The organism is Humibacter ginsenosidimutans (assembly GCF_007859675.1).
In the GTDB taxonomy this organism is placed as follows: domain Bacteria; phylum Actinomycetota; class Actinomycetes; order Actinomycetales; family Microbacteriaceae; genus Humibacter; species Humibacter ginsenosidimutans.
In genome coordinates this window covers 318771-345226 of record NZ_CP042305.1, presented here as the reverse complement: position 1 = coordinate 345226, position 26456 = coordinate 318771, and the positions used below count along the sequence as shown (strand labels likewise).

Sequence of the window (26456 nt, the reverse complement as noted above, 5' to 3'; positions counted from 1 at the left end):
TTCCGTCACGAGGTTCTCGACAACCACTCGAGGTAGAAGGAGCCGACGCCGGCCGCCACGAGCAACCCGCCGATGATCCAGAACCGCACGACCACCGTCACCTCGGCCCAGCCCTTGAGCTCGAAGTGGTGGTGGATCGGACTCATGCGGAAGATCCGTTTGCCGCGCGTGGCCTTGAAGTACGCCCGCTGCAGGATGACCGAGCCGCTCTCGATCACGAACAGGCCGCCGATGAGGACGAGCAGAAGCTCGGTGTGGCTGAGGATCGCCAGCGCTGCGAGCGCCCCACCGAGGGCGAGTGAGCCGGTGTCGCCGAGGAAGATCTGCGCAGGCGACGTGTTCCACCACAGGAATCCGACGAGTGCGCCCACGATCGCGGCGGCGACCACCGCGAGGTCGAGCGGGTCGCGCACCGTGTAGCACTTGAAAAGGTTGTCCTTGTCGATCGAGTCGCTGAAACAGGACTGATTGAACTGCCAGAACCCGATGATGATGTACGACCCGATCGCCAGGATCGACGCGCCCGTCGCCAGGCCGTCGAGGCCGTCGGTCACATTGACGCTGTTCGACGCGGCCGTGGCGATGAGGTTGATCCAGATGAGGTAGAGGATGATGCCGACGATCGGGATGCCGCCGAGCACCATGAGGTCGATCGGCAGGTCCCTGATGAAGGAGATCTCGGTCGACGCCGGTGTGACCCCTTCTCGGCTCGGGAAGTTGATGGCGAGGATGCCGAACACCGTCGCCACGATGACCTGGCCCAACACCTTCGACCAGCCGCCGAGCCCGAGACTGCGCTGCTTGCGCGTCTTCATGAAGTCGTCGACGAAGCCGACCACCCCGAGCCCGACCATCATGAACAGCACGAGCAGCGGCGAGACGGACAGACCGTCGCCGCCGTTGATCAACACGGCGACGAAGTATCCGACCAGCGTGGCCAGAATGATGACGATGCCGCCCATGGTGGCCGTTCCACGCTTGGCATGATGCGACTGCGGTCCGTCGTCGCGGATGAACTGGCCCCAGTTGAGCCGATGGAAGAGCTTGACGAACACGGGCGTCAAGAAGAGCGAGAAGGCGAGCGACAGAGCGCCTGCGGTCAGTAGTGCCCTCACGAGAACAATTCTCCCAACCGGTCTCCCAGGTGCCGCAGACCCGCCGAGTTCGACGACTTCACCAGCACCGTGTCTCCCTCACGCAGCATCGAGGCGAGCAGCGAGTACGCCTCGTCCTGCGTCTCCACGAACGCCGACTCGCCGTCCCACGATCCCTCGTTGATCGTGGAGATGTGCAGGCGACGCGCGCCCGATCCCACCACGACGACCTGATCGATGCCGAGCCGAACGGCGAGCAGACCGATGCGATCGTGCTCCGCTCCTGATGCGTCGCCCAGCTCACTCATCTCGCCGAGCACGGCGATCGCCCTGCCGCCCGGCTCGCGCAGCTGCACGAGCGTCTTGAGCGCGGCGGCCATCGAGTCGGGGCTGGCGTTGTACGCGTCGTTGATCACCGTGACCCCGCGCGCGTTGCCCACGACCTCCATGCGCCAGCGCTCGGCACGCGTCACCGACTCGAGCCCGGCCACGATGTCGTCGATGCCGACGCCGAGTGCGAACGCAGCAGAAGATGCCGCGAGGGCGTTCGCCACGTGGTGCTCGCCCAGCACGCGGAACGCCACGTCACGCTCTTCGCCATCGGGAAGATGCAGCCGGAACGCGGTGCCCGCGCGGCCGGAACGCACACCGGTGGCGCGCACGCGGTCGGGGGCATCCTCGCCGTCCTCGCCGAACCAGAGGACTCGGGCCCTCGTCATCGGCGCCATCGCCGCCACACGCGGGTCGTCGGCGTTGAGCACCGCGATGTCGTCGGCGGAGAGGTCGGTCACCATCTCGGACTTCGCCCGCTGCGTGGCCTCGATGCCGCCGAACTCGCCCGCGTGGGCCAGCCCTACCTTCAACACGACGCCGACGTCGGGCTTCGCCATGCGGATGAGGCGCGCGATGTCGCCCTCGCGGCTCGCGCCCATCTCGGCGACGAGGAACCGCGTCTCGTCGGTGACCTCGAGCATCGTCAGCGGGGCGCCCACCTCGTTGTTGAACGAGGCGCGGGGTGCGACGGTCTGCCCCACGCGGGAGAGGATCGTGCCGAGCAGGTTCTTGGTGGTGGTCTTGCCGTTCGAGCCGGTGATGCCGACGATGCGCAGGATGCCCGCCTCGCGCACCTTCGCGATCACGGTGCGCGCTAGGTCGCCGAGCGCGTCCACCACGTCGGCGACGACGAGCTGTGGCGCATCGAGCTCGAGCTCGTGATCGACGACGACCAGCGCAGCACCGCGCTCGACGGCCTGCGGAGCGAACAGGTGTCCGTCGGTGAACTCCCCCGGCTTCGCGAAGAAGACGCCGCCGCTCGTCACTTCCCTGGAGTCGGTGTACGACAGCCCGTCGACGAGCGTGGCGGGATCGCCGCCGACGATCTTTCCGCCGACCGCGTCGGCGATCTCGCCCATGGTCATCGCGATCACGAAAGCCACCCCGCTTCGCGCAGGGCGAGTCGCGCGTCGTCCCTGGCGGAATAGGGCAGGTGCACTCCCGCGACCTCCTGGTAGTCCTCGTGGCCGGGTCCGGCGTAGAAGATGACGTCTCCTTCTGTGGCGTGCTGGATGGCGGTGCGAATGGCCGCACGCTGGTCGGCGACCTCGAGCACCTCGGCGTCGGGGACGGCATCCAGCGCCCCCGCGATGAGCGCTGCGCGGATGGCTGCGGGGTCCTCGTACCGGGGGTGGAAGTCGGTGATGATCACCTCGTCGGCACCGCGCGCCGCGATCGCGCCCATCGCTGCTCGCTTGGTGGTGTCTCTGTCGCCGTCGGCGCCGAACACCATGATGATGCGCCCGGGGGTGACGACGCGCAGCGAGGAGAGCGCCCGCTCGAACGCGTCGGGGGTGTGTCCGTAGTCGACGAAGAGCGCGGGGCCGCGTTCGCCTGAGACGCGTTCGGCACGCCCGGGAATGTAGGCCTGGATGCCCCCGTCGCGTTCGAGCGCCTGTCCGATGGCCTCGAGATCGAAGCCCGACTCCACGAGCATGACGATCGCGAGCGCCGCGTTCGTCGCCATGAAGGCGCCCAGCACCGGGATGCTCGTGGTCAGCGATCGTCCGTCGGGCCCGACGAGCGTGAACCCGGTGCGATCGATCGTCTGCTCCCCGAGCTCGACACGCCAGTCCGCGTCGATGCCCTCGACGCTGGTCAGCGTGGTGACGGGGATGCGCGACTCGTCCGCGAGCCGCCTTCCCCACTCGTCGTCGATCGTGACGACAGCCCGACGAGCCCTGTCCGGCGTGAACAGCTCGAGCTTGGCGGCGTAGTACTCGTCCATCGACGCGTAGTCGTCGAGGTGGTCGTGGCTCAGGTTCGTGAATCCGGCCACGTCGAAGACGATGCCGTCGACGCGATGGCGGCTCAACGCCTGTGCCGACACCTCGACGGCGGCGGCGCGCACCTCGGCCTCGCGCATCCTGGCCAGGAGGCCGTGCAGTTCACTCGCCTCCGGCGTCGTCAGCGAACTCGTGACGGCGACGTCGCCGATGCGACGCTCCGCCGTCGAACTGAGACCCGAGCGCACGCCGAGCTGTCCCAGCACGGCCGTGATCACGTAGACGACGCTCGTCTTGCCGTTGGTTCCGGTGACGGCGAAGAAGGTAGCCGTGTTCTCCTCGGTGCGGTACACCCATGCGGCGACGTCGCCGAGAGCCGCGCGCGGGTCTTCGGTGACGAGCACCGGCAGACCGGCGCCTTCGGCGAGGACCGCGCCGGCGGCATCCGTCAGCACGGCGGTCGCGCCTGAGGCCGCGGCGTCGGCGGCGAAGGATGCCCCGTGCACCCTGGTTCCGGGAAGCCCGACATAGAGATCGCCCGGCTCGACGGCCGCCGAGCTGACGGTCACGCCACTGACCTCGACTGAATCAACCCGCTCCGACGCCTCGAACCCGAAGTCGGCCACCAGCTGCGACAGGGACCGGGGGACGGGGTGTTCTGGGCGCAGCATTGCGGTGCCCGTTCCGGTCACGTGGCTCACTTTCAATAGGTATCGGGGTAGTTCGCCGGGCTGCCGGTCGACGGCTGAACCCGGTAGTCCTTGAGCACCTGGCTCATCATCAACTTGAACAGCGGACCCGCTGCCATGGACGTTCTGATCGTAGTCGGGAAGCCGATGTTCACAGAAACGAGATACTGCGGATCGTCCACCGGTGCGACGCCCATCACCGAGACGTAGTAGTTCTGCTGGTAGCCGCCGTGACCGTCGGGCTCCTGCGCCGTTCCTGTCTTCGCCGCGACGAGATATCCGGGGATCTCGGTGTCGGGCAAGGTGGAGAGCGGACCGCCCTTGAGCACGTTCTCGAGCATGCCGAGGATCTCCTGCGAGGTCTTCGCCGTGACGACCCTGGTGCCCTTCTTCGACGGCACCTGTGTCATCGTGCCGTCGGCCTGCTTGCAGCCCTCGACGAGCGAGAGCGGAACCTGCACTCCCCCGTTCGCGATGGCCTGATAGGCGCTCAGCATCTGCGCTTGGGTCGTCGACAGGCCCTGTCCGAACGTGGTGGCGTACTTGGTCTGCTCGTCCCAGGTCGACGGCTTCGTGAGGATGCCGCTCTGCTCACCAGGGAAATCGACGGCGGTGGCCTTGCCGATGCCGAACTTCTTCAGGAACTCGTAGCGCGCCTGGTCGGTCATCGTGGTTCCGATCTCCGACATGCCGACGTTCGAGGACTCGGTCAGAATGCCCGTCAGTGTCAGGTTCTGCACGGGGTGCGACTCGTTGTCCGAGACGAACACGCCCTGCTGCGGAGCGAAGGTGTCGGGAACGACGGCGTGAGTCGTCGGCGTCGCCTTGCCCGTGTCCAGCAGAGCGGCGGCGGTCAGCGGCTTGAAGATGGATCCGGGCTCGTAGATGCTCTGGAACATCATCGCCGGCCAATACTCGGTGGGCGTCGCGTCGAGATCGTTCGGGTCCGCCGACGGATACTGCGCCGCCACCCGGATCTTGGCGTCCTTGATGCTGACGACGCTGATCATGCCGAACTGCGCACCGAGCTGTTTCACGGTCTTCGCGAGCTCGTCCTGCGCGAACCACTGGAGGTCGGAGTTCAGCGTGGTGACGAGCTGACCACCCTGCTTGGCCGCCTTCTGCACCTTCGTGCTGCCTGGGATGGTGACGCCGTCCTCACCGACCTGGTACGTCTCCTCACCGTTCTTGCCCGCGAGGCAGGCGTTGCCGCTCTCCTCCAGGCCCGCCTGCGCGACCCCGTCGCCGTTGAGGAAACCGAGGATGTTGCCGGCCACCGCCCCGTTCGGGTAGACGCGCGTCTCGTGGCTGGTGGAGTTGAGCCACGAGATGTGCAGCGCCGTCAGCTTCTGGTAGGTGGAGACATCCACGTTCTGCACGATGGGCGCGTACATGGAGTTCTTGTTGGTGGCCAGCGCGGACTGGATCGGCTCGGTGATATCGGTGGCCTTCTGCCCCGTGATGGCGGCGATGACCGGTGCCGCCTGGGCAAGCGTCATCTTCTTCGTCGCGCCATCGATCGTCACGTCGAAGGGTTTCTTGGTGTACTTCGGTGTGGCGATGAAGTCGTAGCGCAACACGCTGCGTGCCAGCACCGTGCCGTCTTCTGAGACGATCGAGCCTCTCGTGCCGTTGATGACGGAGACGTCTCCGCGCTGCTCCGCCGCCTTGCGGTTCAGGGAGTCCGCCTGCACGACCTGCACATCGACGAGTCGCACGACGAACACGATCACGATCACGATCACCGTCGCGATCGCGACCGTGGCACGGCGTCTACGGGAAGCGACGGACGTCATGGTGCCACCTCATGTTGCTGATCAATGGGTCGACGGCCCCGGCAGGGCTCCCGTCCACGGTACGGGGGTGCTCTCGCTCTGCTGCTGATTCGACGTCGGTGCGCCCGATCCGGTCTTGCCCGTTGTCGTGCCGCTCGCCGCGGACTTCGCCGACTTCGTGTTCGTCGAGCCACCGACGACGAGCGGGAGGTCCTGGGTCAGCGCATTTCCGACCAGCTGGCCCGTCGAGCCCGATGCGGCCGTCGCGGGCGTGGGCGAGCCGATCACCTTGCCGTCCGACAGCCGCAGATAGACGGGCGTCGCATCGCTCACCATGCCCAGCGCGACGGCGTTGGCGGCCAGGTTCTGCGGCGAAGAGAGCGTCTGCACGGTCTCGGACGCCGCCTGGTACTCCCGTGCGAGACGCGCGTTCTCGGACTGCAGCGACTCGATGCGGTACGCGCCCTGCGAGACGCCGATCGAGAGCAGCAGCTGCGTCACGACGATGACCATCACCGTGCTCACGGCGACGGCTGCGTAGAACAGCTTCGGTCGCGCACGACGGGATACCCGGGGCAGCGCCTCCAGACGGGGCGCAGCCCTGCGTGCCGGTGCCGCACCGGTCGATGGAAGCGCGGCGGTCGCCTGGCTCATGTGTTCCCCCTGATGCGTTCCGCCGCGCGCAGCCGAACGGGAATGGAGCGCGGATTGCGTGCGCGCTCCTCCTCGTCGGCGAGCTCGGCCCCCCTGGTCAGCAACTTCAGTTGCGGGCGGTGCTCCGGCAGCTCCACCGGCAGCCCCGCCGGTGCGGTCGAGGTCGCCTTCGCGGCCAGCGCCCGTTTGACGATGCGGTCCTCCAACGACTGAAAGGACATGACAGCGATCCGTCCACCGACGCGCAGGAGGTCGATGGCTCGAGGAATGGCCGTCTCGAGCACCTCGAGCTCGTGGTTGACCTCGATGCGCAGCGCCTGGAAGACCCGCTTGGCGGGATGCCCCGCCCTCTGCACCGCGACGGGCGTCGCCTCCTGGATGATCGCCACCAGTTCGCCCGACCGCCGGATCGGCGCCTTCGCCCGCGCCCGCACGATGGCTCGCGCGTATCGCGCCGCCAGCTTCTCCTCGCCGTAGTCGAGGAAGATGCGGCGCAGTTCACCCTCGTCGTAATCCGCAATGACGGTCTCGGCCGTGAGCTCGCTCGTGGCGTCCATGCGCATGTCGAGCGGAGCATCCTTCGAATACGAGAAGCCGCGCTCCACGCGATCGAGCTGCAGAGACGAGACTCCGAGATCGAAAAGCACGCCGTCGACGGTGTCGTGGCCGAGGGATGCCGCGGCATCAACGATTCCGTCGTAGACCGTGTGCACGGCCTCGAACCGGTCGCCGAATCTCCGCAGCCGCTGCGATGCCAGGTCGATGGCCTCGAGGTCTCTGTCGAGCCCCACGACGGTCAGGGAGGGGAACCGTTCGAGGAACGCCTCCGTGTGTCCGCCGAGGCCCAACGTGGCGTCGATCATCACGGCGCCGTCGTGGTCGATCGCAGGAGAGAGGAGCTCGACGCACCGTTCGAGCATCACGGAGACGTGGATGTCGCGAGGGTCTGGTGTCTCATCCATGCTGTCTCGGAGCTTTCGCCCCTGGCGCCGGATCCCCATCCACACGCCACCTGACACCGGGGAAGTGCGTCAGGGTGCGTTCGATGTGGCTGGGGGTCGGGCGCCAGGCGCTAGAACAGCCCCGGAATCACCTCCTCGGCGGTTTCCGCGAACGACGCCTCGTTCGCCTCGAGGTAGGCATCCCATGCGGTGGAATCCCAGATCTCTGCGCGGTTGCCTGCGCCGATCACGGTCAGGTCGCGCTGCAGCCCCGCGTAGGTGCGCAGTAGCGGCGGGATCGTGACGCGGTGCTGTTTGTCGGGCACCTCGTCGCTCGCGCCCGAGAGGAACACGCGCAGGTAGTCGCGGGCCTGCTTGCTCGTGACCGGTGCTTGACGGATCTTCTCGTTCAACGACTCGAACTCGCGACGGGGAAAGACATAGACGCAGCGCTCCTGCCCCCTGGTCATCACGAGTCCCGATTCGAATTCGTCGCGGAACTTCGCAGGGAGGATGATGCGCCCCTTTTCGTCGAGCTTCGGAGCGTAGGTGCCAAGAAACATCGGCTCCTCCCCCGTCGAGCTTCGCCGCGAGCCGGCGACATCCTCCACTTTACTCCACATCCATCCACTCAAAGATGAAAAAGTGATGGGAACCCCGCGCAGGGATGCCTCGCCCCCAGAAAACACGCGGGAAAAGCGTCGGGAGCAAGGTGGAGGGAATACGAGAGCCCCGGGGAGGGCGGCGTGTCGAGATGGTGAGAGTGAGGCCGACAACAAAGCGCCAGGGAGGGCACACAAAAAGGCCCGTCGCTGATGCGACGGGCGAACTCACAGTGCCGGCCGGGGCTGCCGCGGCCCGAGCCGCAGAAAGAATCGGCGGAGAACACCGCTCGAACGCACGGTACGACGCGGCCGGGCTCAGTTCGACGAATTCACGTCAACGACGGCGGCCCGCCGGCAGATCTCTGGCTACTGCTCTCCGTCTTGACGCTTGTCCCAGCGCTCGTTGAGCTTGTCCATGAACCCGGGCTGCTGGGCCTGCTTCGGCGTCGACGCCTGCTGCTGGTCGTCCAGGGCGGCTGCCGCTCGTTTTCTGCGACTCGGCGTGATGGCGACCAGCACGCCGGCGAGCATGAGCACGAAGCCCAAAATGCCCACCAGCACGATCTGGGTGAAGACGCCGGTCAGCAGAACACCGATTCCCACGACGGCGAGGAGGATGCCGAGAACCACCGCTCGATAGGTGGGACGGACTCGTCCTCCGCCGACCTTCGCGACGAAGTCGGCATCGTTCTGATAGAGGCTGCGCTCCATCTCATCGAGGAGGCGCTGCTCGTGCTCCGAAAGCGGCATCCTTGTCCCCCTCAGGCTTACGAGAATGACCATGTTGTGACTACTGATTCTAGTCATGCTGCCGCAGCTAGGCTAGGCGAGTGCCTGGAACCGACCGGTTGATCGATCTCGTGGACGAACGAATCGGAAGATTCCTTGAAACCCGCGAATCAATTGTGCTGTCCATCGCCCCGGAGATCGGCCCGCTCGCGTCGTTCTCCAGGCAGTTTCTCAGTGGTGGCAAACGATTCAGGGCGTTGTTCTGCTACTGGGGATACGAGTCGGTCGAAGGCGCGCGCGATCGGCGCGAATCCGAGCGGTTGGATGCCGTGATCGGCACCGCGTCCGCACTCGAACTCTTCCACGCGGCGGCGCTCGTGCACGACGACATCATCGATCGCTCCGACCTCCGTCGAGGAGCACCGTCCGCCCATCGCCGCTTCGAGTCGTTGCACCGCGAGCACGGCTGGGACGGACGGGCTGAAGACTTCGGTGATGGAGCAGCCATTCTCCTCGGCGACCTGCTGCTCGGTTACAGCGACGACCTGCTGGCCGAGGCGCTGGCGGACGGCGTCGACGCAGCACGCGCGGTCGGCGTGCGCAGGGAGTTCGGCAGGATGCGCGCCGAGGTGATCGCCGGCCAGTACCTGGACATCCTCGAGGAGCGCTCATGGCGAGCGGGCGCAGAGGACGACCACCTCTCTCGTGCCGAACGAGTGATCGTCTACAAGTCCGCGAAGTACAGCGTGCAGGCGCCTCTCCTGCTCGGTGGCCTGCTCGCCGGCGGCACGCTCGGTCAGCTCGACGCGTTGCGGGAGTTCGGACTTCCGCTGGGCATCGCGTTCCAGCTCAGGGACGATCTGCTCGGCGTCTTCGGCGATGCGACGGTCACGGGCAAGCCGAGCGGAGACGACCTGCGCGAGGGAAAGCGCACGGTGCTCATCGCGCTCGCGCGACGCTCTCTTCCGTCGTCGGCGCGCCGGGTGCTCGACGAGCTGCTGGGCGATCCCGAACTCGATGACGACCAGATTCGCATGCTGCAGAACACGATCACCTCGTCGGGGGCCACGGCCGAGGTCGAACGGATGATCGCGCTGAACGTGGAGCGCGCGAGTCACGCCCTCGACGATGCGCCGCTCGCAGACGTGGCAGTGAATCGACTGCGGGAACTCACCAGGTCCGTCAGCGACCGGGTCGCCTAGGGCACGCGTCGCCTAGGACACGCAGAGCAGGACCGACCGATCAGGCGAGCGCCTGGGCGACCCGTCGCACCTCGGCCTTGCGGCCCGATCGCAGAGCGTCGATGGGCGCGACACCCATGCTGTCCTCCGGTTCGAGCAGCCACGACATGGCTTCGTCGTCGCTGAACCCGGCGTCCGACAAGACGATGAGGGTTCCGCGCAACTCGCTCATCGGTTCGCCGTCGACCACGAAGTCGGCGGGCACCTTGAGGACGCCGTCGACTCTGGCCGCGAGCAGGTGCTTGTCTTCCAACAGTCGGTGGACTCGCCCGACACCGACGCCGAGCACGTCGACCAGGTCGGGAACGGTCAGCCAGACTCTCTCTTCTCGGGATGCTTGGGGTGCAGGACTCGCTTTCGCCACCCGACTAGCGTGCCACGTCGTTCGGATTTCCACAGCGTCGCGTGGTGCTTTCGTTACCGTGTTCTACCGGGTTCGCGGAGCTCTCCTCCGTAGACTCGACGCGTGACCGCGAGCCAGCCCGACCCGATGCTCGGTCGTCTCGTCGACGGCCGCTATCAGGTGCGCTCCCGCATCGCGCGAGGCGGCATGGCCACGGTCTATCTCGCCACGGATCTGCGGCTCGAGCGCCGCGTCGCGATCAAGGTGATGCACGGCTACCTCGCCGACGACGCCCAGTTCAAGAACCGTTTCGTGCAGGAAGCGAGATCGGCCGCTCGCCTCGCCCACCCGAACGTCGTCAGCGTCTTCGATCAAGGCCAGGACGCCGAGATGGCGTATCTCGTCATGGAATATCTGCCGGGGATCACGCTGCGCGACCTGCTCCGCGACTACGGCAGACTCACCGCTGCGCAGACCATCGACATCACCGATGCCGTGCTGTCCGGCCTCGCCGCGGCCCACCGCGCTGGGATCGTGCACCGCGACCTCAAGCCGGAGAACGTGCTGCTCGCCGACGACGGACGCATCAAGATCGGCGATTTCGGCCTCGCCCGCGCCGTCACGAACAGCACGGGAACGGGGCAGGCTCTTCTCGGCACCATCGCCTATCTCTCCCCGGAGCTCGTGACCAGAGGCGTGGCCGACGCCCGCAGCGACATCTACGCGCTCGGCATCATGATGTTCGAGATGCTGACCGGCGAACAGCCGTTCAAGGGCGAACAGCCGATGCAGGTGGCGTACCAGCACGCCAACGACCCCGTTCCCGCGCCGAGCACACTGAACCCCGAGGTGCCTCCCGCGCTCGATGAGCTCGTTCTCTGGGCGACGGCGAAGGATCCGGCGGACCGGCCCGCCGACGCATCCGTGATGCTCGAACGCCTGCTTCAGGTCGAGAAGGAGCTGAACACCGGATATCAGGAAGACGGCGTCCAGCAGACGCTCGTGCTGCCGGACGCATCCTTCGACGAGGTGACGACCGGAACCCAGGTTCTCGCGCCCGCTGCGCAGGTCACGCCGGAGTCGTCGGCGACGGATGCCGTGGCGGCGCTGGCCGCGACGACGAAGGGCCGTCAGTCGCGAGGGTGGTGGCTGATCGCCTTCGTGCTCGTGCTCGCCGCGGTCGCGGGAGGCACCGGATGGTACTTCGGCGGCGGGCCCGGCTCGAGGGTGACGGTTCCCGTCGTCAACGGCGCGACGCTGCAGTCGGCGACCGCCGCGCTGACCGACGCGCACTTCACAACGGCATCAGACCAGGTGTATTCCGCGAATGTGCCGATCGGATCGGTGGTCTCCTCGACGCCTGTACAGGGGGATCTCGGCGCCCAAGGGCTCGAAGGTCACCCTGCACGTGTCGAAGGGCAGGCAGCCGATCACGATCCCCGCGCTCGCCGGCCTGAGCCGCCACGAAGCCGAAAAGGCGATCAGATCGGCGGGTGCCGTCGTCGGCTCCGTCGACGAGCAGTTCAACGGCGATGTCGCCAAGAACGACGTCATCTCCGCTGCCGAGGCTGAGGGCGACAAGGCCGACCTCTCCAAGGGCGGCGGCTATTTCAAGGGCGAGAAGGTGAACCTCGTGGTCTCGCTCGGTGCGGTGCCCGACGTCACGGGAAAGGCCGAGGCCGACGCCGATTCCGCGCTCCAAGCCGTCGGACTCGTGCCGACAGACGGCAAGAAGGAGTACAGCGACAGCGTCCCGGAGGGCTCCGTCATCTCCCAGGCACCGCAGAGTCAGGGACCGGTGCGCAAGGGCGACACCATCGTGCTCGACATCTCGCGCGGACCGGCGCCCGTCGAGGTTCCGAACGTCATCGGCGAGACCTGGGACAAGGCGAAGGCCAAGCTGACGAACGCCGGATTCAAGGTGAGCTATCCCGACACCGTCGGTCCGATCCCGGTCGACCAGTTCTCCAGCGCCTTCAAGGTGACGGCGACAGACCCCGCGGCGGGCACGATGCAGCCCAAGGGCAGCACGATCACGGTGTCGCTCGCCGCGAACTTCTGATCGGCCGTCGCCGAACGGCATCCCGGCGATCGCCGCCGATGAGCGTCTAGCGGTGCGACCCGAGCTCTTCGGCGACGAGGAACGCGAGCTCGAGCGACTGCATGTGGTTGAGCCGCGGGTCGCACAGCGACTCGTAGCGCGTCGCGAGAGTCGCCTCGTCAATGTGCTCGGAGCCGCCCAGGCACTCCGTGACATCGTCGCCGGTGAGCTCGACATGGATGCCGCCCGGCACCGTTCCCGCGTCGCGGTGCGCGTCGAAGAAGCCCTTGACCTCGTCGACGACGTCGTCGAACCGCCGTGTCTTGTATCCGGTCGGAGTGGTCAGTCCATTGCCGTGCATGGGGTCGGTCACCCACACTGGAGAGACCTCTTCGGACTTGATCGCCTCGAGCAACGGGGGCAGGGCGTCCCTGATCGTGCCTGCACCCATACGCGTGACGAACGTGAGGCGTCCGGGCTCGCGATGCGGATCGAGCTTGTCGACCAGGCGGAACATGTCGTCGGGGGTCGTTGCCGGCCCGAGCTTCACGCCGATCGGGTTGCGCACCCTGCTGAGGAAGTCGACATGGGCGCCGTCGATCTGGCGCGTGCGCTCCCCGATCCAGACGAAGTGGGCGGACGTGTCGTACGGGGTGCCGGTGCGCGAATCGATGCGGGTCATCGCCCGTTCGTAGTCCATGAGCAGGGCCTCGTGGCTGGCGTAGAACTCCACGCGCTTGAGCTCGTCGAAGTCGGCACCTGCCGCCTCCATGAACTTGATAGCCCTGTCGATGTCGCGCGCGAGCCCCTCGTACCGCTGGTTGGCGGGGTTCGCCGCGAAGCCGCGGTTCCAGCTGTGCACTTCGCGCAGGTCGGCGAAGCCACCCTGTGTGAAGGCGCGGATGAGGTTCAAGGTGGACGCAGCCGTGTGGTAGCCGCGCACGAGGCGGCGCGGGTCGGCGGTGCGCGACTCCAGGGTGAAGTCGTAGCCGTTCACCATGTCGCCGCGGTAGGCGGGCAGCGTGACCTCGCCACGCGTCTCGGTGTCGCTCGAGCGCGGCTTGGCGAACTGCCCCGCCATGCGGCCCATCTTGATGACAGGGACGGAGGCGCCGTAGGTCAGCACGACCGCCATCTGCAGCACGGTCTTGACGCGGTTGCGGATCTGATCGGCCGTGGCGCCCGCGAACGTCTCGGCGCAGTCGCCGCCCTGCAGAAGGAAGGCGTGGCCGGTCGCGGCGTCGGCGAGCCGATCGCGGAGTTGGTCGACCTCGCCGGCGAAGACCAGCGGCGGGAGCGTCGCAAGCTCCTCCGATGCCGCACGCGCGGCATCCGAGTCGGGCCACACCGGCTGCTGCCGTGCCTCGAGCGTGCGCCAGTGGTCGAGTCCGGCGATCACGGAAGCATCGGCGGGAACGACGGGTTCGGTGTGGTCGAGCAACACTTCGGGGAGTTCCACTTCTGAAGGGAGGCGCGTCGATGACGCAGAAGACGTCACCGAGCCTACCGGGCCACGCTGGGGCGTCGCTCCTTGACGGTCGAGGCGTAGACATCCTCGTATTCCTGTCCGCCGAGGGCGTGCAGCGAGTAGACGATCTCGTCGGTGATCGAGCGCAGGATGAAGCGGTCGCCCTCCAGGCCCTCGAAGCGGGAGAAGTCGAGCGGGTCGCCGAAGACCACGCCGACGCGCCTGATGCGGGGCAGCTTGGAGCCGATCGGCATGATGGCCTGCGTGCCGACCATGACGACGGGAACCACGGGAACGCGACCCTCGAGGATCATGCGCGCGACACCGGTGCGACCGCGATACAGCCGACCGTCGGGACTTCTCGTGCCCTCCGGGTAGATGCCGAGTATCTCGCCCCTGGCGAGCACGCCGAGGCCGGTGTTGAGGGATGCCTCGGACGCGGGTCCGCCTCCGCGGTCGATGGGCAGCTGCCCCGTCGCCTTCATGAAGGTCTTAGTGAGCCAGCCGAGCAGACCTCTTCTGGTGAAGTAGTCGCTCTTGGCGAGGAACGAGACGTGCCTGCCGACCACGAGCGGCAGGAAGATCGAGTCGATGAATGAGAGATGGTTGCTCGCGAGGATGACGGCGCCGTTCCTCGGAACGTTCTCGAGACCGATCACCCACGGCCGGAAGATCGCACGCAGCGCGGGGCCTGCGAACACGTACTTCAGCAGCCAGTAGAACACTCTCGATGCAACCCTTCCGTAGCGTGCAGATGCAGCTTAATGGCTGATGGCGTGCACGCGAGCGAGATCTGCGGCGCCGACGACGCCCGCGTCGTTGACGAGCTCGGCGATACGGAACTCCGGTTCGGGATGGTATCCGCGGGCCGGGAGGTTCTCGAGGTAGGCGTTGCGGATCGGCTCGAGCAACAGCTCGCCGGCCTGCGCCACTCCCCCGCCGAACACGAACATCTGCGGGTCGAGGACCACGCTCAGACTGGCGCTCGCCTGACCGAGCCAGTCCCCCAGTTGCCGCAGCGCAGCGAGGGCTCCCGGGTCGTGCTGCTGGATCAACGCGCTGATGTCCGGCCCGTTGAGGGCGCCGTTGCGCGAGCGCACGTCGGCCAGCGCCTGGCCGATGCCGCCCTGATCGGCGAGCTCGTTGGCGTAGCGCTGCAGCGCTCTGCCCGAGCCGTACTGCTCGATGCAGCCGCGCGCGCCGCACCCGCAGAGCAGGCCGCCCGGAACGACCCGCATGTGTCCCACCTCGGCGCCTGCACCGAACCCGCCCCTGAAGAGGCGGTCGTCGGTGACGATCGCACCCCCGACGCCCGTGCCGATCGTGAGGATGACCATGTCGCTCACCAGGCGGCCGGCACCGAAACGGAACTCGGCCCAGCCTGCGGCGTTGGCGTCGTTCTCGACGATGACCGGGACATCCACTCGCGTCTCGATCTTCTGTCGAAGCGGCTCGTTGCGCCACGCGATGTTGGGCGCGTAGTAGACGGTCGACTGCGCGGCGTCGATGAAACCGGCGGCCGCGACACCGGCGCCGACCGGGTCGGCGCCGTCGCCGAGCCGCGTGATCATCTCGACGACCTCGTCTTCGATGGCGTCGGACTGCTTCGGCGTCGGAACACGGTCTTCGCGGATGATCGTGCCCAGCTCGTCGACGAGAGCCCCCGCGATCTTCGTGCCGCCGATGTCGATTCCGATCGCCTGCACGCCGCGTGCCGCCTTTCGCCGAGGGGTGGGAGGAAGGCCGTCAGAGCAGGCGACCGATGCAGCATAGAGTGTAGTGGTTGTACCGGTGCCGAAGGAGCTACCCCGTGAACCATGCCGAGACGCCCGCCGTCGTTCCCGTCGACCCGAGCGCGAACTCCGCAGATCTGCTTGCGTTGCGCGTCGCCGAGACGCCGGAGCGCGTGCTCTTCGCCAAGCCGGCCGGTGACGGGTGGAACGACGTGACAGCGGCCGAGTTCGAGGCCGAGGTCATCGCCCTCGCCAAGGGTCTCGTCGCCTCCGGCGTGCAGCCCGGCGACAAGATCGGCATCATGTGCCGCACCAGGTACGAATGGTCGCTGATCGACTTCGCGGCCTGGTACGCCGGAGCGGTGCTCGTACCCGTCTACGACACCAGCTCGCCGGCCCAGGTGCAATGGAACCTCAGCGACGCCGGAGCCAGTGCCGTCTTCTTGGAGACCGCAGACCACTTCGCACGGTTCGACGAGGTGGCAGCCGATCTGCCGCTGGTGACGAACGTGTGGCAGATCGATCTCGGCGATCTCGAGAAGATCGTCGCAGCGGGGTCGGAGGTGCCGGACGAGGAGATCGCTCGTCGTCGCTCTCTGGCGAACGCGGACGACCTCGCCACCATCATCTACACGTCCGGTTCCATGGGACGCCCCAAGGGGTGCGTGATCACGCACGCCAACTTCGTCGAACTCTCGCGCAACGCGGCAGTGGCGCTCGACGAGCTGGTGTCGGACTCGAATGGGGCATCCACCCTTCTCTTCATCCCCCTGGCGCACGTGTTCGCCCGCTTCATCTCCGTGCTCTGCGTGCACGGCGGCGTGCGGGTCGGGCACCAGCCGGACACCCGCAATCTGCTGCCCTCGCTCGGCACGTTCAAGCCGAGCTTCCTGCTCGCAGTGCCGCGTGTGTTCGAGAAGGTCTACAACTCCGCGGAGCAGAACGCGGAGTCGGGCGGCAAGGGCGGGATCTTCCGCAAGGCGGCCCACGTGGCGATCGAGTACTCGAAGGCACAGGAAGCCGGGGGGTCCATCCCCCTCGGGCTGCGCCTGCAGTTCGCGCTGTACAACAGGCTCGTGTTCGCGAAGCTGCGCGCCGCGATGGGGGGCAACGTGCGCTACGCGGTGTCGGGATCCGCACCGCTCGGTGCACGGCTCGGGCATTTCTTCCACAGCATGGGCATCAAGGTGCTCGAGGGCTACGGCCTGACCGAGACCACGGCTCCCGCCACGGTGAATCTGCCGCAGCGATCGAAGATCGGTACGGTCGGCATCCCGCTCCCCGGCGTCGCGATCCGCATCGCCGACGACGGCGAGATCCTCGTGAAGGGCAACGACGTCTTCAAGGAGTACTGGAACAACCCCGAGCAGACGGCCGCCGCGTTCGAGGACGGCTGGTTCAAGACGGGCGACCTCGGCAGCATCGACGAGGACGGATTCCTCTCCATCACGGGCCGCAAGAAGGAGATCATCGTCACAGCGGGCGGGAAGAACGTGGCTCCCGCTGTGCTCGAAGATCACATCAGGGCGAACCTCCTCGTCGGTCAGGTCGTGGTCGTCGGTGACCAGAAACCGTTCATCGGCGCACTCGTCACACTCGACCCCGAGATGCTTCCCGTCTGGCTGAACAACAACGGGCTCGACGCCGGCATGGAGCTCGAGGTCGCGGCGCAGCATCCCGCCGTGCTGGCCGAGGTGCAGAAGGCCGTGGATGCCGCGAACGCGCAGGTCTCCCGTGCGGAGTCCATCCGCAAGTTCGTCATCCTGCCGATCGAGTTCACGGAGGCCAGCGGTCACCTGACGCCGAAGCTGAGCATCAAGCGCAACGAGATCATGAAGGACTTCAACACGCAGGTCGAGGGCCTCTACTCGAACGCCCCGTCCACCGAGGGCTTCAGCCTGCGCTGAGGTGAGTCAGAACCAGTTCGACTCGCGCACTTGGCGCATCGCCTCTTTGCGGCGCTCGGGCAGGAGTCGCTTGAGGTAGACGATGCCGTCGAGATGATCCGTCTCGTGCTGCAGCGCCTGCGCCAGCGTGCCCGTGCCCTCGACGAACACCTCGTTGCCGTCGAGGTCGATGCCGCGGGCGCGAGCGTACGGGTGTCGCGGGGTCGGGAACCAGAGGCCGGGGACGGACAGGCATCCCTCATCGATCTCTTCGAGCTCACCCCGCACTTCGACGACCTCGGGATTGATCAGGTAGCCGATCTCGCCGTCGGCGTTGTAGCTGAACGCGCGCAGCCCGACACCGATCTGGCACGCCGCGACTCCGGCGCGCCCCGGCACCTGCACACTGTCGAGCAGGTCGGCGACGAGCGCACGAACTCCGTCGTCGATCGCCTCGATGGGATCGGAGACGGTGGCCAGCACAGGGTCGCCGTAGAGGCGGATGGGGCGGTCGGGCATCCCGCAATCCTACCGGGATGCCGTCGCTCACTTGGTGGCGGGAAGCCCCTCGACGACCAGCGCCGCCAACACCCTGGCGGCATGCATCGTGGCGGGTCGCAGCTTGTGATACTCGATCGCAGCCCCCGCCGCGAGCCGCGGATCATAAGGGATGCGCACCACCTGCCGGACGCGGGAGAGGAAGTGCGCCTCGATCTCCTCGACGTTGACGAGGCTCGTGCCCTGGGTCGCCGTGTTCAGCGCGATCACCGCGTTGCGCACGAGCTCGCCATAGCCGTTCGCCTCCAGCCACGTGAGCGTCTCCGACGCCAACCGGGCCTCGTCGACACTGCCGCCCGAGACGATCACGATGGAGTCGGCTCGGCGCAGCGTCGGCCGCATGACCGAGTGCACGATGCCGGTGCCGCAGTCGGTCAGAACGATCGAGTAGTACCGCGACGCGAGGTCGGCCACCACGTTGTAGTCGTTCTCGTTGAACGCCTCGGACAGTTGCGGATCGGTGTCGGACGCCAGCACGTCGAGCCGCGTCACGTCGCGTGAGACGAGCGTGGAGAAGTCGGTGTAGCCCGTGATGGAGGCCGCACGCTGAACGACGTCGCGCACCGTGGCATCCGTCTGCCGTGCAACCCGCTCAGACAGCGTTCCGCGATCGGGATTCGCATCGATGGCGACGATCCGGTCATCGCGCTGGTCGGCCAGAGCCATGCCGAGCAGAGCGCTCACCGTGGTCTTGCCGACCCCGCCCTTGCGCGTCAGCACGGGGACGAAGCGCGCACCGCCGTCGAGCGGACGCTGGATGCGCTTGTCCAGCTCTTTGCGGGCACGCACCTTCGGCGAGTCGCCGAGATTGGCGAGACCGAACGTCGCCTTGTAGAGCAACAGGCGTGCCCCGCCCTCCGGTGCCGGCCTGCCGAATCGCCCGGGAACGAGAAGCCTGTCCGCGGTGAGCATCGCTGAGGACTCCGGCACCTCGGCGACCTCACCGCTCCGCCTGCTCCTGCGGGACGGCTGCCGCCATCCGGAAGAGACCTCCACCTCGACCTGCTTCGGCAGCACCGTGCGCACGGGCGGCAGCGGCGCTTCGACCACCGGATGCGCCGTCACGATCGTGACGGACGCCGTCTGCGTGTGCACCGGACGCGACGGGTCGACGACGACATCGTCGATGGCCACCGCCGCCTCGTCGGCGGGCGGTGCCGCGACAGGAGCCGGCGGCAGATCGACCACGACATTGATGCTGCCCGACTCGGTCACGACGATGTCGCGTCCTTCGAGGCTCTCGTCGCTCGGATCGATCGTGTCGACGTCGGCTGTCTGCGTCGCTTTGCGCGACGACGTCGGCTTGCGGTGCTCGACGTCTCCGCCGGAGTCCGTGCCCGGCCTTCCGCCGGAGCCACCGCCCTCCTTCACCGCCACTCCCCGCGCAGATCCGGACTTCTTCGTACTCGTACTTCCGCTCGCAGCCACAAACGCCTCCCCCGCGTCGAGCCCCAGTGTATCGCCGCGACGCACCGCCGCCCGGGCAGGATTTTCCGGCCCGGACTGCGGTGTGTCAGCCGTGGTTCGTCAGTCGCCGGTGACGACGATCAGCAGGTCACCGGCGTCGACCTGCTGCGTCGTCGGCACGGCCAGCCGGGTCACGGTTCCCGAGACGGGCGAGGTGATCGCGGCCTCCATCTTCATGGCCTCGATGGATGCCACCTGCGAGCCTGCCTCGACACGGTCACCCACCTGCACCTTCAGCGTGATGACGCCCGAGAAGGGTGCGGCGACCTGGCCGGGAGCATCCGGATCGGCCTTCTCGGCCGCTTTCGTCTCGACGGTGATCGACCTGTCGCGCACGAAGACCGGTCGCAGCTGTCCATTCAGCGTGGTCATCACCGTGCGCACACCCTTGTCGTCGGCTTCGCCGATGGCCTCGAGACCCGCGTAGAGACGCACGCCGGGGGCCAGCTCGATGACGTGCTCCCCCGCGTTCGAGAGGCCGTACAGGTAGTCGGCCGTGTCGAGCACCGAGACGTCGCCGAACAGCTCTCGCACCTGGTCGAACTGTCGGGACGGCGCCGGGAACAGCAGCCGGTTCAACGTGGACCGACGCTCCCCCGACTCGGCGGCCAGACCGGCCTTCTCCTCCGGCGTCAGCTCGGTGACGCCGACGCGCACGGTCTTGCCTTCGAGCACCTTGCTGCGGAACGGCTCCGGCCATCCTCCGGGAAGGTCGCCGAGCTCGCCCGCCATGAAACCGACAACCGAATCGGGAATGTCGTACGCCTGCGGGTTGGCCTCGAACTCGGCGGGGTCGGCGTGCACCGCGGCGAGGTGCAGGGCGAGATCGCCGACGACCTTCGACGACGGAGTCACCTTCGGGATGCGGCCGAGAATGCGGTTCGCCGCCGCATACATGTCCTCGATGAGCTCGAAGTCTTCGGCCAGCCCGAGCGCCTTGGCCTGCTGACGCAGGTTCGACAGCTGCCCACCGGGGATCTCGTGCCTGTACACGCGGCCCGTCGGCCCCGGCAGGCCGGACTCGAACGGTGCGTACAGTTCGCGCACCGCGGCCCAGTACGGCTCGAGGTCCATCACGTTGGCCAGCGGGATGCCCGTATCCCGCTCCGTGTTCGCCAGCGCCGCGATCAGCGCGGATGCCGACGGCTGGCTCGTCGTGCCTGCCATCGGCGCGCTCGCCACGTCGACGGCATCCGCGCCCGCCGCACTCGCGGCGAGCAGAGTCGCCAGCTGGCCGCCCGCCGTGTCGTGGGTGTGCACGTGCACGGGAAGATCGAAACGCTCGCGGAACGCACTCACCAAGGTGGCTGCCGCAGCAGGACGCAGGAGCCCTGCCATGTCCTTGATGGCCAGAACATGCGCACCAGCATCGACGATGTTCTCTGCAAGACGCAGGTAGTAGTCGAGGGTGTAGAGATTCTCGCCAGGGTCGAGCACGTCGCCCGTATAGCAGACGGCGACCTCGGCGACGGCGCTGCCCGTCTGCAGCACCGCCTCGATGGCAGGTCGCATCTGGTTCACGTCGTTGAGGGCGTCGAAGATGCGGAAGATGTCGACGCCGGTGGCCGCCGCCTCGTGCACGAAGGCATCCGTCACCTCCGTCGGATACGGCGTGTAGCCGACCGTGTTGCGTCCGCGCAGCAGCATCTGGATGTTGATGTTCGGCAGCGCCTCGCGCAGCGCGGCGAGACGCTCCCACGGGTCCTCGCCGAGGAACCTCAGCGCGACGTCGTACGTGGCGCCACCCCACGCCTCGACGGAAAGCAGTTGCGGGGTGAGCCGTGCCACATGAGGGGCGACGGCGACCAGGTCCCTCGTGCGCACTCGGGTGGCCAGCAGCGACTGATGCGCATCGCGGAACGTGGTGTCGGTCACCGCGAGCTCGGAGCGGGTCCGCAGATCGCGAGCGAATTCGGCAGGTCCCAGTTCGAGGAGCCGCTGGCGCGAGCCGGAGGGCGCCGGAGCAGCGAGGTCGATCGGAGGGAGCTTCGTCACCGGATCTGCGACAGCCGGGCGAGGGCCGTTCGGCTGGTTCACGGTGACGTCGGCGAGCCAGTTCAGCAGCTTCGTGCCACGGTCTTTCGACACGCGGCCGCGCAGCAGCTGCGGACGCTCCTCGATGAACGACGTGCTGAGATCGCCCGCGACGAAGGTGGGGTCGTCGAGCACCGCCTGGAGGAACGGGATGTTCGTGGACACACCCCTGATGCGGAACTCGGCCAGAGCCCGCCTCGCGCGCAGAATGGCCGCCCCGTAGTCCCGGCCTCGGCAGGTGAGCTTGGCGAGCATGGAGTCGAAGTGCGGGCTGATCTGGGCGCCGGCCGCCGTCGTGCCGCCGTCGAGACGGATGCCGCCGCCACCCGGCGAACGGTAGGTCGTGATCGTGCCCGTGTCTGGCCGGAACCCCTGGGTCGGGTCTTCCGTCGTGATGCGGCACTGGATGGCCGCGCCGTGCAGCTGGATCGTCTCCTGGTGCAGGCCGAGATCGTCGAGGGTCTCCCCCGCGGCGATACGCATCTGCGACTGCACGAGGTCGACGTCGGTGACCTCTTCGGTGACCGTGTGCTCCACCTGGATGCGCGGATTCATCTCGATGAACACGTGCTCGCCTGCACGCTCCCCCGCGGTGTCGAGCAGGAACTCGACAGTGCCCGCGTTGACGTACCCGATGGACGAGGCGAAGGCGATGGCATCCCGGTACAGGGCCTGTCGCGTCGCGTCGGGGAGGTTCGGTGCCGGTGCGATCTCCAGCACTTTCTGGTGCCGACGCTGCACCGAGCAGTCGCGCTCGAAGAGGTGAACGGTGTGACCCGTGGCATCCGCCAGCACCTGCACCTCGATGTGTCGCGGACGCAGCACGGCCTGCTCGAGGAACATGGTCGGGTCGCCGAAGGCGCTGTCTGCCTCGCGCATCGCCTCTTCGAGGGCGGGGCGCAGCTCGTCCCGACTGTTGACCCGGCGCATCCCGCGACCGCCGCCGCCTGCAACGGCCTTGGCGAAGATCGGGAATCCGATCTCATCGGCGCCGGCCATGAGCTCGTCGATGTCGCGGGAAGGCGGAGTCGACGCGAGCACGGGAACACCGGCGGCCACGGCATGCTCCTTGGCTGTGACCTTGTTGCCCGCCATGCGCAGCACATCGGCGTCGGGGCCGATGAACGTGATGCCGGCCGCCGCAGCAGCCTCGGCCAGATCGGGGTTCTCGGAGAGGAATCCGTATCCCGGATAGATCGCGTCGGCGCCGGCGTGCAGGGCGACGCGGATGATCTCGTCCACATCGAGGTAGGCGCGCACCGGATGCCCCGGCTCGCCGATCTCGTACGCCTCGTCCGCCTTCATGCGGTGCAGCGAGTTGCGGTCTTCGTAGGGGAACACCGCGACGGTCTTCGCCCCGAGTTCGTAGGCCGCGCGGAACGCCCGAATGGCGATCTCCCCGCGATTGGCGACCAGGATCTTCGTGAACATTCGAGCCTCTCTGGCGGGGCACACGCCGCTCAGCGAACGGTTAGGTTCTCTAAGACTACTGACGGTAACGTTGCGTCTTGTGCATGTGCTCAGCGTCAGCTCCCTCAAAGGCGGTGTCGGCAAGACGACGGTGACGTTGGGACTCGCTTCCGCTGCGTTCGCGAAGGGTCTGCGCACCCTGGTCGTCGATCTCGACCCGCAGTCCGACGTCTCCACCGGCATGGACATCGCGGTCGCCGGGCACCTGAACGTGGCCGACGTGCTCGCCTCTCCGAAGGAGAAGGTGGTGCGGGCGGCGATCGCTCCGAGCGGCTGGACGCGCGGCCGCAGCGGCAAGGTCGACGTGATGGTCGGCAGCCCCTCGGCGATCAACTTCGACGGACCGCATCCCTCGATCCGTGACATCTGGAAGCTCGAGGAGGCCCTCGCCAACGTCGAGCACGACTACGACCTGGTGCTGATCGACTGCGCACCGTCGCTCAACGCTCTGACCAGAACCGCGTGGGCCGCGAGCGACCGCGTCTCCGTGGTCACCGAGCCCGGCCTGTTCTCCGTCGCCGCGGCCGACCGCGCCCTTCGCGCGATCGAGGAGATCCGCCGCGGGCTCTCCCCTCGCCTTCAGCCGCTCGGCATCATCGTGAACCGCGCTCGTGTGCAGTCCCTGGAGCACCAGTTCCGCATCAAGGAGCTGCGCGACATGTTCGGCCCGCTCGTGCTCTCCCCTCAACTGCCCGAGCGCACCTCCCTGCAGCAGGCACAGGGCGCCGCGAAGCCTCTTCACGTGTGGCCCGGCGAGAGCGCACAGGAGATGGCGCACAACTTCGACCTGCTGCTGGAGCGCGTGCTGCGCACCGCCCGCATGGGCGACTACGCGGAGAACTGAGAGCGTCCACCGGCTCACTGCAGCGCGGCGACGCCCTCGCTGTTCGCGGTGAAGCTGCTGTGATGCGAGCTAGCTGATCTTCTTGGCCGCCCGACGAGCGGCGAGCTCGTCCATGGGGTCGGAGGCTTGGACATCCAGCTCGACGAGGCTGGTCTCGACCTCACGCAGCACCTTGCCGACGGCGATGCCGAACACGCCCTGGCCGCGACCGACCAGGTCGATCACCTCATCGTTCGAGGTGCACAGGTAGACGCTGGCGCCGTCGCTCATGAGCGTGGTCTGGGCGAGATCGTTCACGCCCTCTTTGCGCAGCTGCTCCACAGCCGTGCGGATCTGCTGCAACGAGATGCCGGTGTCGAGCAGACGCTTGACGAGCTTGAGCACGAGGATGTCACGGAAGCCGTAGAGGCGCTGCGAACCGCTGCCCGCCGCGCCGCGCACCGTCGGCTCCACGAGCCCGGTGCGAGCCCAGTAGTCGAGCTGGCGATAGCTGATGCCCGCCGCGCGAGCGGCGACCGCTCCTCGGTAGCCGGACACGTCATCCATCTCGGGCAGGCCATCGGTGAAGAGGAACCCGAGATCGTAACGAGCATCCTCGTTTCGACGCACTTCGGTCATGCTCCAGTTCCTCTCACCCCAGGCACGCAGCTCACGCTTGGCGTACGTTCCACGGTAACCGCGCTCGGCGAGGCGATCAACGACATCCGCATTCGAGCAGGCGGCGTGTCGCGCCGGAGCCGGACGTCACGGCCACAGCCGGGCGATGGATGCCCGCACGATGCTCGCGCGCACGGTCTCCAGATCGTCGGCCAGCTCGCGTCCGACCTCGCCGGCACGCGCCCTGGCGCTGGCGTCTCCTCGTCGCGCCACGGCGGTCAGCGCGGACTCGATGAGCCCGATGTCGCGCTCCGCCGACGCGCGCAGGCCGCGCAGGTGGCGGGGTTCGATGCCCGAACCGTGCAGCTCGACCAAGGCCTTCAACACGGTGAGCTGGTCGTCGCCGTAGACGTCGGCCGGCGTGAGCAGGGATGCGGCGATCGCCTCCTGCAGAAGGGAAGACGGGGCGCCGGCCTCGGCCAGCAGCTCGTCGCGGCTGAGCCGACGGCCGGTGGAGAGAATGGTCGGCCTGCTCGGACCCGTGACGCCGGGAAGGATCGGCGTGCGACCGGCATCCTGTTCGACCAGGTAGGCACGGATGACCTTGAGCGGCAGGTAATGGTCGCGCTGAAGCGTCAGGATCGTGCGAAGCCGCTCGACGTCTGCCGGGGAGAACTTGCGGTAGCCCGACGCGGTTCTCGCGGGAGTCACGAGTCCCTGCTCTTCGAGGAACCGAAGCTTGGAGGGCGCGAGATCGGGGAAATCGGGGGTGAGTTGCGCCAGGACCTGACCGATGCTCAGCAGTGCGGACCCACGGCCGGCGGCTGAGTCGCGTGCCTGTGCCGACCCCCGCACGATCAGGCCGACGCCGCGGCGTCCAGGTCGGGGCGGGCGGCGTAGAAGGTGAGCCGGAACTTGCCGACCTGCACCTCGGCGCCGTCGGCGAGCATGGCGCTCTCGACACGAACGCCGTCGAAGTAGGTTCCGTTCAGCGAGCCGAGGTCTCTGACCTCGAAAGCCGTGCCGTGCCGGATGAACTCCGCGTGACGCCTCGACACCGTCACGTCGTCGAGGAAGATGTCGGCATCGGGATGCCGCCCCGTCGTCGTCACGTCGGCGTCGAGCAGGAAGCGCGCGCCGGAGTTGGGACCACGGCGCACGATCAACAACGCGGACCCGCTGGGCAGCGCGTTGATCGCCTCTCGCTCCTCGGGGGTGACCCCCGCCGCCTGGGCGTTCATCGCCGCGGCGAAATCCTCACCGAATCCGGCGGTCGTGTCGTCCCCCGGGTCTCGCTGCGCGTCGCGTTTCGGGTCGTTCTGCTCAGCCACCGTCGACCTCCTCTCCCGAAAGCGTATCGGATGCAGGGGCGTCGATGTCAGGCGACCGGCGCACCACGCGAACCGTTTCCCTGATGTAGAGGATGCCCGCCCACCAGTAGAGGAAGGCACCCCACAGCGCGATCGCCCAGCCGACCGGCTGCGACACCGCGGAGATCACCGGGAAGGCCTCGCCGAGCATCAGCACGGGCAGAGCGACGAGGAGCGCGAAGGTGGCGATCTTTCCCAGGTGATGCACGGGAAGCGGCCCGTGCCGGTGATTGGCGAGCACGACCCCGAGCACGAGCAGCATCACGTCGCGCGCGATGATCACGATGACCAGCCACCACGGCAGAAGGTCGCGCCAGGCCAGCCCGATCAGCGCCGCGAAGATGTACAGCCGATCCGCCGCAGGATCGAGCAGCTGCCCGAGCCGAGACACCTGACCGAGACGACGCGCGAGGTAGCCGTCGAAGAAGTCGGTGACGCTGGCGATGATGAGCACGACGAGCGCCCAGGCATCCCATGCGGCGATCACGAACCAGAGGAAGACCGGCACCAGCGCGAGCCGGAAGAAGCTCAGCAGATTGGGTACGGTCAGCACTCGAGACGAGACCGTTTCGGATGCCTGTGCCACGCCTGGCAATGCTACCTGTGCGCGAGAGCGTGGCGTGCCGCAGCACGACGGG

The 26456-nt window shown here is 67.5% G+C and carries 24 protein-coding genes; 5 read left to right on the top strand and 19 right to left on the bottom strand.

Features of this window, described 5'->3' with window-relative positions:
* Positions 1 to 5: 5 nt before the first annotated feature.
* The 8 genes from mraY to FPZ11_RS01645 all read right to left on the bottom strand — a co-directional run bounded on the left by mraY (position 6) and on the right by FPZ11_RS01645 (position 8787).
* Positions 6 to 1115, bottom strand: coding sequence for a phospho-N-acetylmuramoyl-pentapeptide-transferase (mraY, locus tag FPZ11_RS01680; protein ID WP_146317831.1), 1110 nt, complete (start codon positions 1113 to 1115; stop codon positions 6 to 8).
* Positions 1112 to 2521, bottom strand: coding sequence for a UDP-N-acetylmuramoyl-tripeptide--D-alanyl-D-alanine ligase (locus FPZ11_RS01675; RefSeq protein WP_146322626.1), 1410 nt, complete (start codon positions 2519 to 2521; stop codon positions 1112 to 1114). The genes mraY and FPZ11_RS01675 overlap by 4 nt, the downstream gene beginning before the upstream one ends.
* Positions 2518 to 4044, bottom strand: a complete 1527-nt coding sequence (locus FPZ11_RS01670; RefSeq protein ID WP_168203922.1) for a UDP-N-acetylmuramoyl-L-alanyl-D-glutamate--2,6-diaminopimelate ligase — start codon at positions 4042 to 4044, stop codon at positions 2518 to 2520. Before FPZ11_RS01670 ends, FPZ11_RS01675 begins: the two co-directional genes overlap by 4 nt.
* 32 nt (positions 4045 to 4076) lie before the next feature.
* Entirely contained in the window at positions 4077 to 5858 is a 1782-nt protein-coding gene (locus tag FPZ11_RS01665) for a peptidoglycan D,D-transpeptidase FtsI family protein (RefSeq protein WP_146317827.1), read from the bottom strand.
* 21 nt (positions 5859 to 5879) lie between these two features.
* Complete coding sequence (gene ftsL, locus FPZ11_RS01660; RefSeq protein ID WP_146317825.1) at positions 5880 to 6491, bottom strand: cell division protein FtsL; 612 nt, start codon at positions 6489 to 6491, stop codon at positions 5880 to 5882.
* On the bottom strand, positions 6488 to 7453 hold the full coding sequence (rsmH, locus tag FPZ11_RS01655) for a 16S rRNA (cytosine(1402)-N(4))-methyltransferase RsmH (RefSeq protein ID WP_146317824.1): 966 nt from the start codon (positions 7451 to 7453) through the stop codon (positions 6488 to 6490). The genes ftsL and rsmH overlap by 4 nt, the downstream gene beginning before the upstream one ends.
* 110 nt (positions 7454 to 7563) lie before the next feature.
* The gene (mraZ, locus tag FPZ11_RS01650) at positions 7564 to 7995 is read right to left on the bottom strand and encodes a division/cell wall cluster transcriptional repressor MraZ (protein WP_146317822.1); all 432 of its coding nucleotides are present in this window, start codon (positions 7993 to 7995) and stop codon (positions 7564 to 7566) included.
* Positions 7996 to 8403: 408 nt separating this feature from the next.
* Positions 8404 to 8787 carry an SCO2097 family morphological protein gene (locus FPZ11_RS01645; protein ID WP_146317820.1) on the bottom strand — a complete coding sequence of 128 codons (384 nt, stop codon included), beginning with the start codon at positions 8785 to 8787 and terminating at the stop codon, positions 8404 to 8406.
* An 80-nt stretch (positions 8788 to 8867) separates the two neighbouring features.
* Here FPZ11_RS01645 and FPZ11_RS01640 point away from each other — a divergent pair, with 80 nt between their 5' ends.
* Positions 8868 to 9968: a polyprenyl synthetase family protein gene (locus tag FPZ11_RS01640; RefSeq protein ID WP_146317818.1), complete on the top strand. Its 1101-nt coding sequence runs from the start codon at positions 8868 to 8870 to the stop codon at positions 9966 to 9968.
* Between the two features lie 40 nt (positions 9969 to 10008).
* On the opposite strand, the gene FPZ11_RS01635 is transcribed toward FPZ11_RS01640, so the two are convergent.
* Positions 10009 to 10371 carry an Rv2175c family DNA-binding protein gene (locus tag FPZ11_RS01635; RefSeq protein WP_146317816.1) on the bottom strand — a complete coding sequence of 121 codons (363 nt, stop codon included), beginning with the start codon at positions 10369 to 10371 and terminating at the stop codon, positions 10009 to 10011.
* A gap of 102 nt (positions 10372 to 10473) precedes the next feature.
* Between FPZ11_RS01635 and pknB the strand changes: the two genes are divergently transcribed.
* Both pknB and FPZ11_RS19665 read left to right on the top strand, forming a co-directional pair.
* Positions 10474 to 11922, top strand: coding sequence for a Stk1 family PASTA domain-containing Ser/Thr kinase (gene pknB / locus FPZ11_RS01630; RefSeq protein ID WP_246846473.1), 1449 nt, complete (start codon positions 10474 to 10476; stop codon positions 11920 to 11922).
* 52 nt (positions 11923 to 11974) lie between these two features.
* Positions 11975 to 12412, top strand: coding sequence for a PASTA domain-containing protein (locus tag FPZ11_RS19665; RefSeq protein WP_246846626.1), 438 nt, complete (start codon positions 11975 to 11977; stop codon positions 12410 to 12412).
* A 46-nt stretch (positions 12413 to 12458) separates the two neighbouring features.
* Here the strand turns inward: FPZ11_RS19665 and FPZ11_RS01625 are convergent, their stop codons facing one another.
* The 3 genes from FPZ11_RS01625 to FPZ11_RS01615 all read right to left on the bottom strand — a co-directional run bounded on the left by FPZ11_RS01625 (position 12459) and on the right by FPZ11_RS01615 (position 15565).
* Positions 12459 to 13790: a class II 3-deoxy-7-phosphoheptulonate synthase gene (locus FPZ11_RS01625; protein WP_146322625.1), complete on the bottom strand. Its 1332-nt coding sequence runs from the start codon at positions 13788 to 13790 to the stop codon at positions 12459 to 12461.
* Between the two features lie 104 nt (positions 13791 to 13894).
* Positions 13895 to 14584 (bottom strand): lysophospholipid acyltransferase family protein, encoded by a 690-nt coding sequence (locus tag FPZ11_RS01620; protein WP_146317814.1) that lies wholly within the window; start codon positions 14582 to 14584, stop codon positions 13895 to 13897.
* 36 nt (positions 14585 to 14620) lie between these two features.
* The gene (locus FPZ11_RS01615) at positions 14621 to 15565 is read right to left on the bottom strand and encodes an ROK family glucokinase (RefSeq protein ID WP_146317812.1); all 945 of its coding nucleotides are present in this window, start codon (positions 15563 to 15565) and stop codon (positions 14621 to 14623) included.
* 104 nt (positions 15566 to 15669) lie between these two features.
* Here FPZ11_RS01615 and FPZ11_RS01610 point away from each other — a divergent pair, with 104 nt between their 5' ends.
* Positions 15670 to 17499, top strand: a complete 1830-nt coding sequence (locus tag FPZ11_RS01610) for an AMP-dependent synthetase/ligase (RefSeq protein WP_146317809.1) — start codon at positions 15670 to 15672, stop codon at positions 17497 to 17499.
* A gap of 6 nt (positions 17500 to 17505) precedes the next feature.
* Here the strand turns inward: FPZ11_RS01610 and FPZ11_RS01605 are convergent, their stop codons facing one another.
* The 3 genes from FPZ11_RS01605 to FPZ11_RS01595 form a co-directional block, all read right to left on the bottom strand.
* Entirely contained in the window at positions 17506 to 17997 is a 492-nt protein-coding gene (locus FPZ11_RS01605; protein ID WP_146317807.1) for a peptide deformylase, read from the bottom strand.
* A 27-nt stretch (positions 17998 to 18024) separates the two neighbouring features.
* Entirely contained in the window at positions 18025 to 19407 is a 1383-nt protein-coding gene (locus FPZ11_RS01600) for a MinD/ParA family ATP-binding protein (protein ID WP_246846471.1), read from the bottom strand.
* Between the two features lie 156 nt (positions 19408 to 19563).
* On the bottom strand, positions 19564 to 22968 hold the full coding sequence (locus tag FPZ11_RS01595) for a pyruvate carboxylase (RefSeq protein ID WP_146317805.1): 3405 nt from the start codon (positions 22966 to 22968) through the stop codon (positions 19564 to 19566).
* A 79-nt stretch (positions 22969 to 23047) separates the two neighbouring features.
* On the opposite strand from FPZ11_RS01595, the gene FPZ11_RS01590 reads away from it, so the two are divergent.
* Entirely contained in the window at positions 23048 to 23851 is an 804-nt protein-coding gene (locus tag FPZ11_RS01590; protein ID WP_146317803.1) for a ParA family protein, read from the top strand.
* A 69-nt stretch (positions 23852 to 23920) separates the two neighbouring features.
* On the opposite strand, the gene FPZ11_RS01585 is transcribed toward FPZ11_RS01590, so the two are convergent.
* From FPZ11_RS01585 to FPZ11_RS01570, 4 genes are all read right to left on the bottom strand, one after another.
* Entirely contained in the window at positions 23921 to 24469 is a 549-nt protein-coding gene (locus tag FPZ11_RS01585) for a MerR family transcriptional regulator (protein WP_146317801.1), read from the bottom strand.
* 126 nt (positions 24470 to 24595) lie between these two features.
* Positions 24596 to 25303 (bottom strand): transcriptional regulator FtsR, encoded by a 708-nt coding sequence (ftsR, locus tag FPZ11_RS01580; protein WP_146317799.1) that lies wholly within the window; start codon positions 25301 to 25303, stop codon positions 24596 to 24598.
* A gap of 2 nt (positions 25304 to 25305) precedes the next feature.
* Positions 25306 to 25779, bottom strand: coding sequence for an FHA domain-containing protein (locus FPZ11_RS01575; protein WP_246846469.1), 474 nt, complete (start codon positions 25777 to 25779; stop codon positions 25306 to 25308).
* Positions 25772 to 26404, bottom strand: coding sequence for a CDP-alcohol phosphatidyltransferase family protein (locus tag FPZ11_RS01570; protein WP_246846467.1), 633 nt, complete (start codon positions 26402 to 26404; stop codon positions 25772 to 25774). Before FPZ11_RS01570 ends, FPZ11_RS01575 begins: the two co-directional genes overlap by 8 nt.
* Between the last annotated feature and the right edge of the window lie 52 nt (positions 26405 to 26456).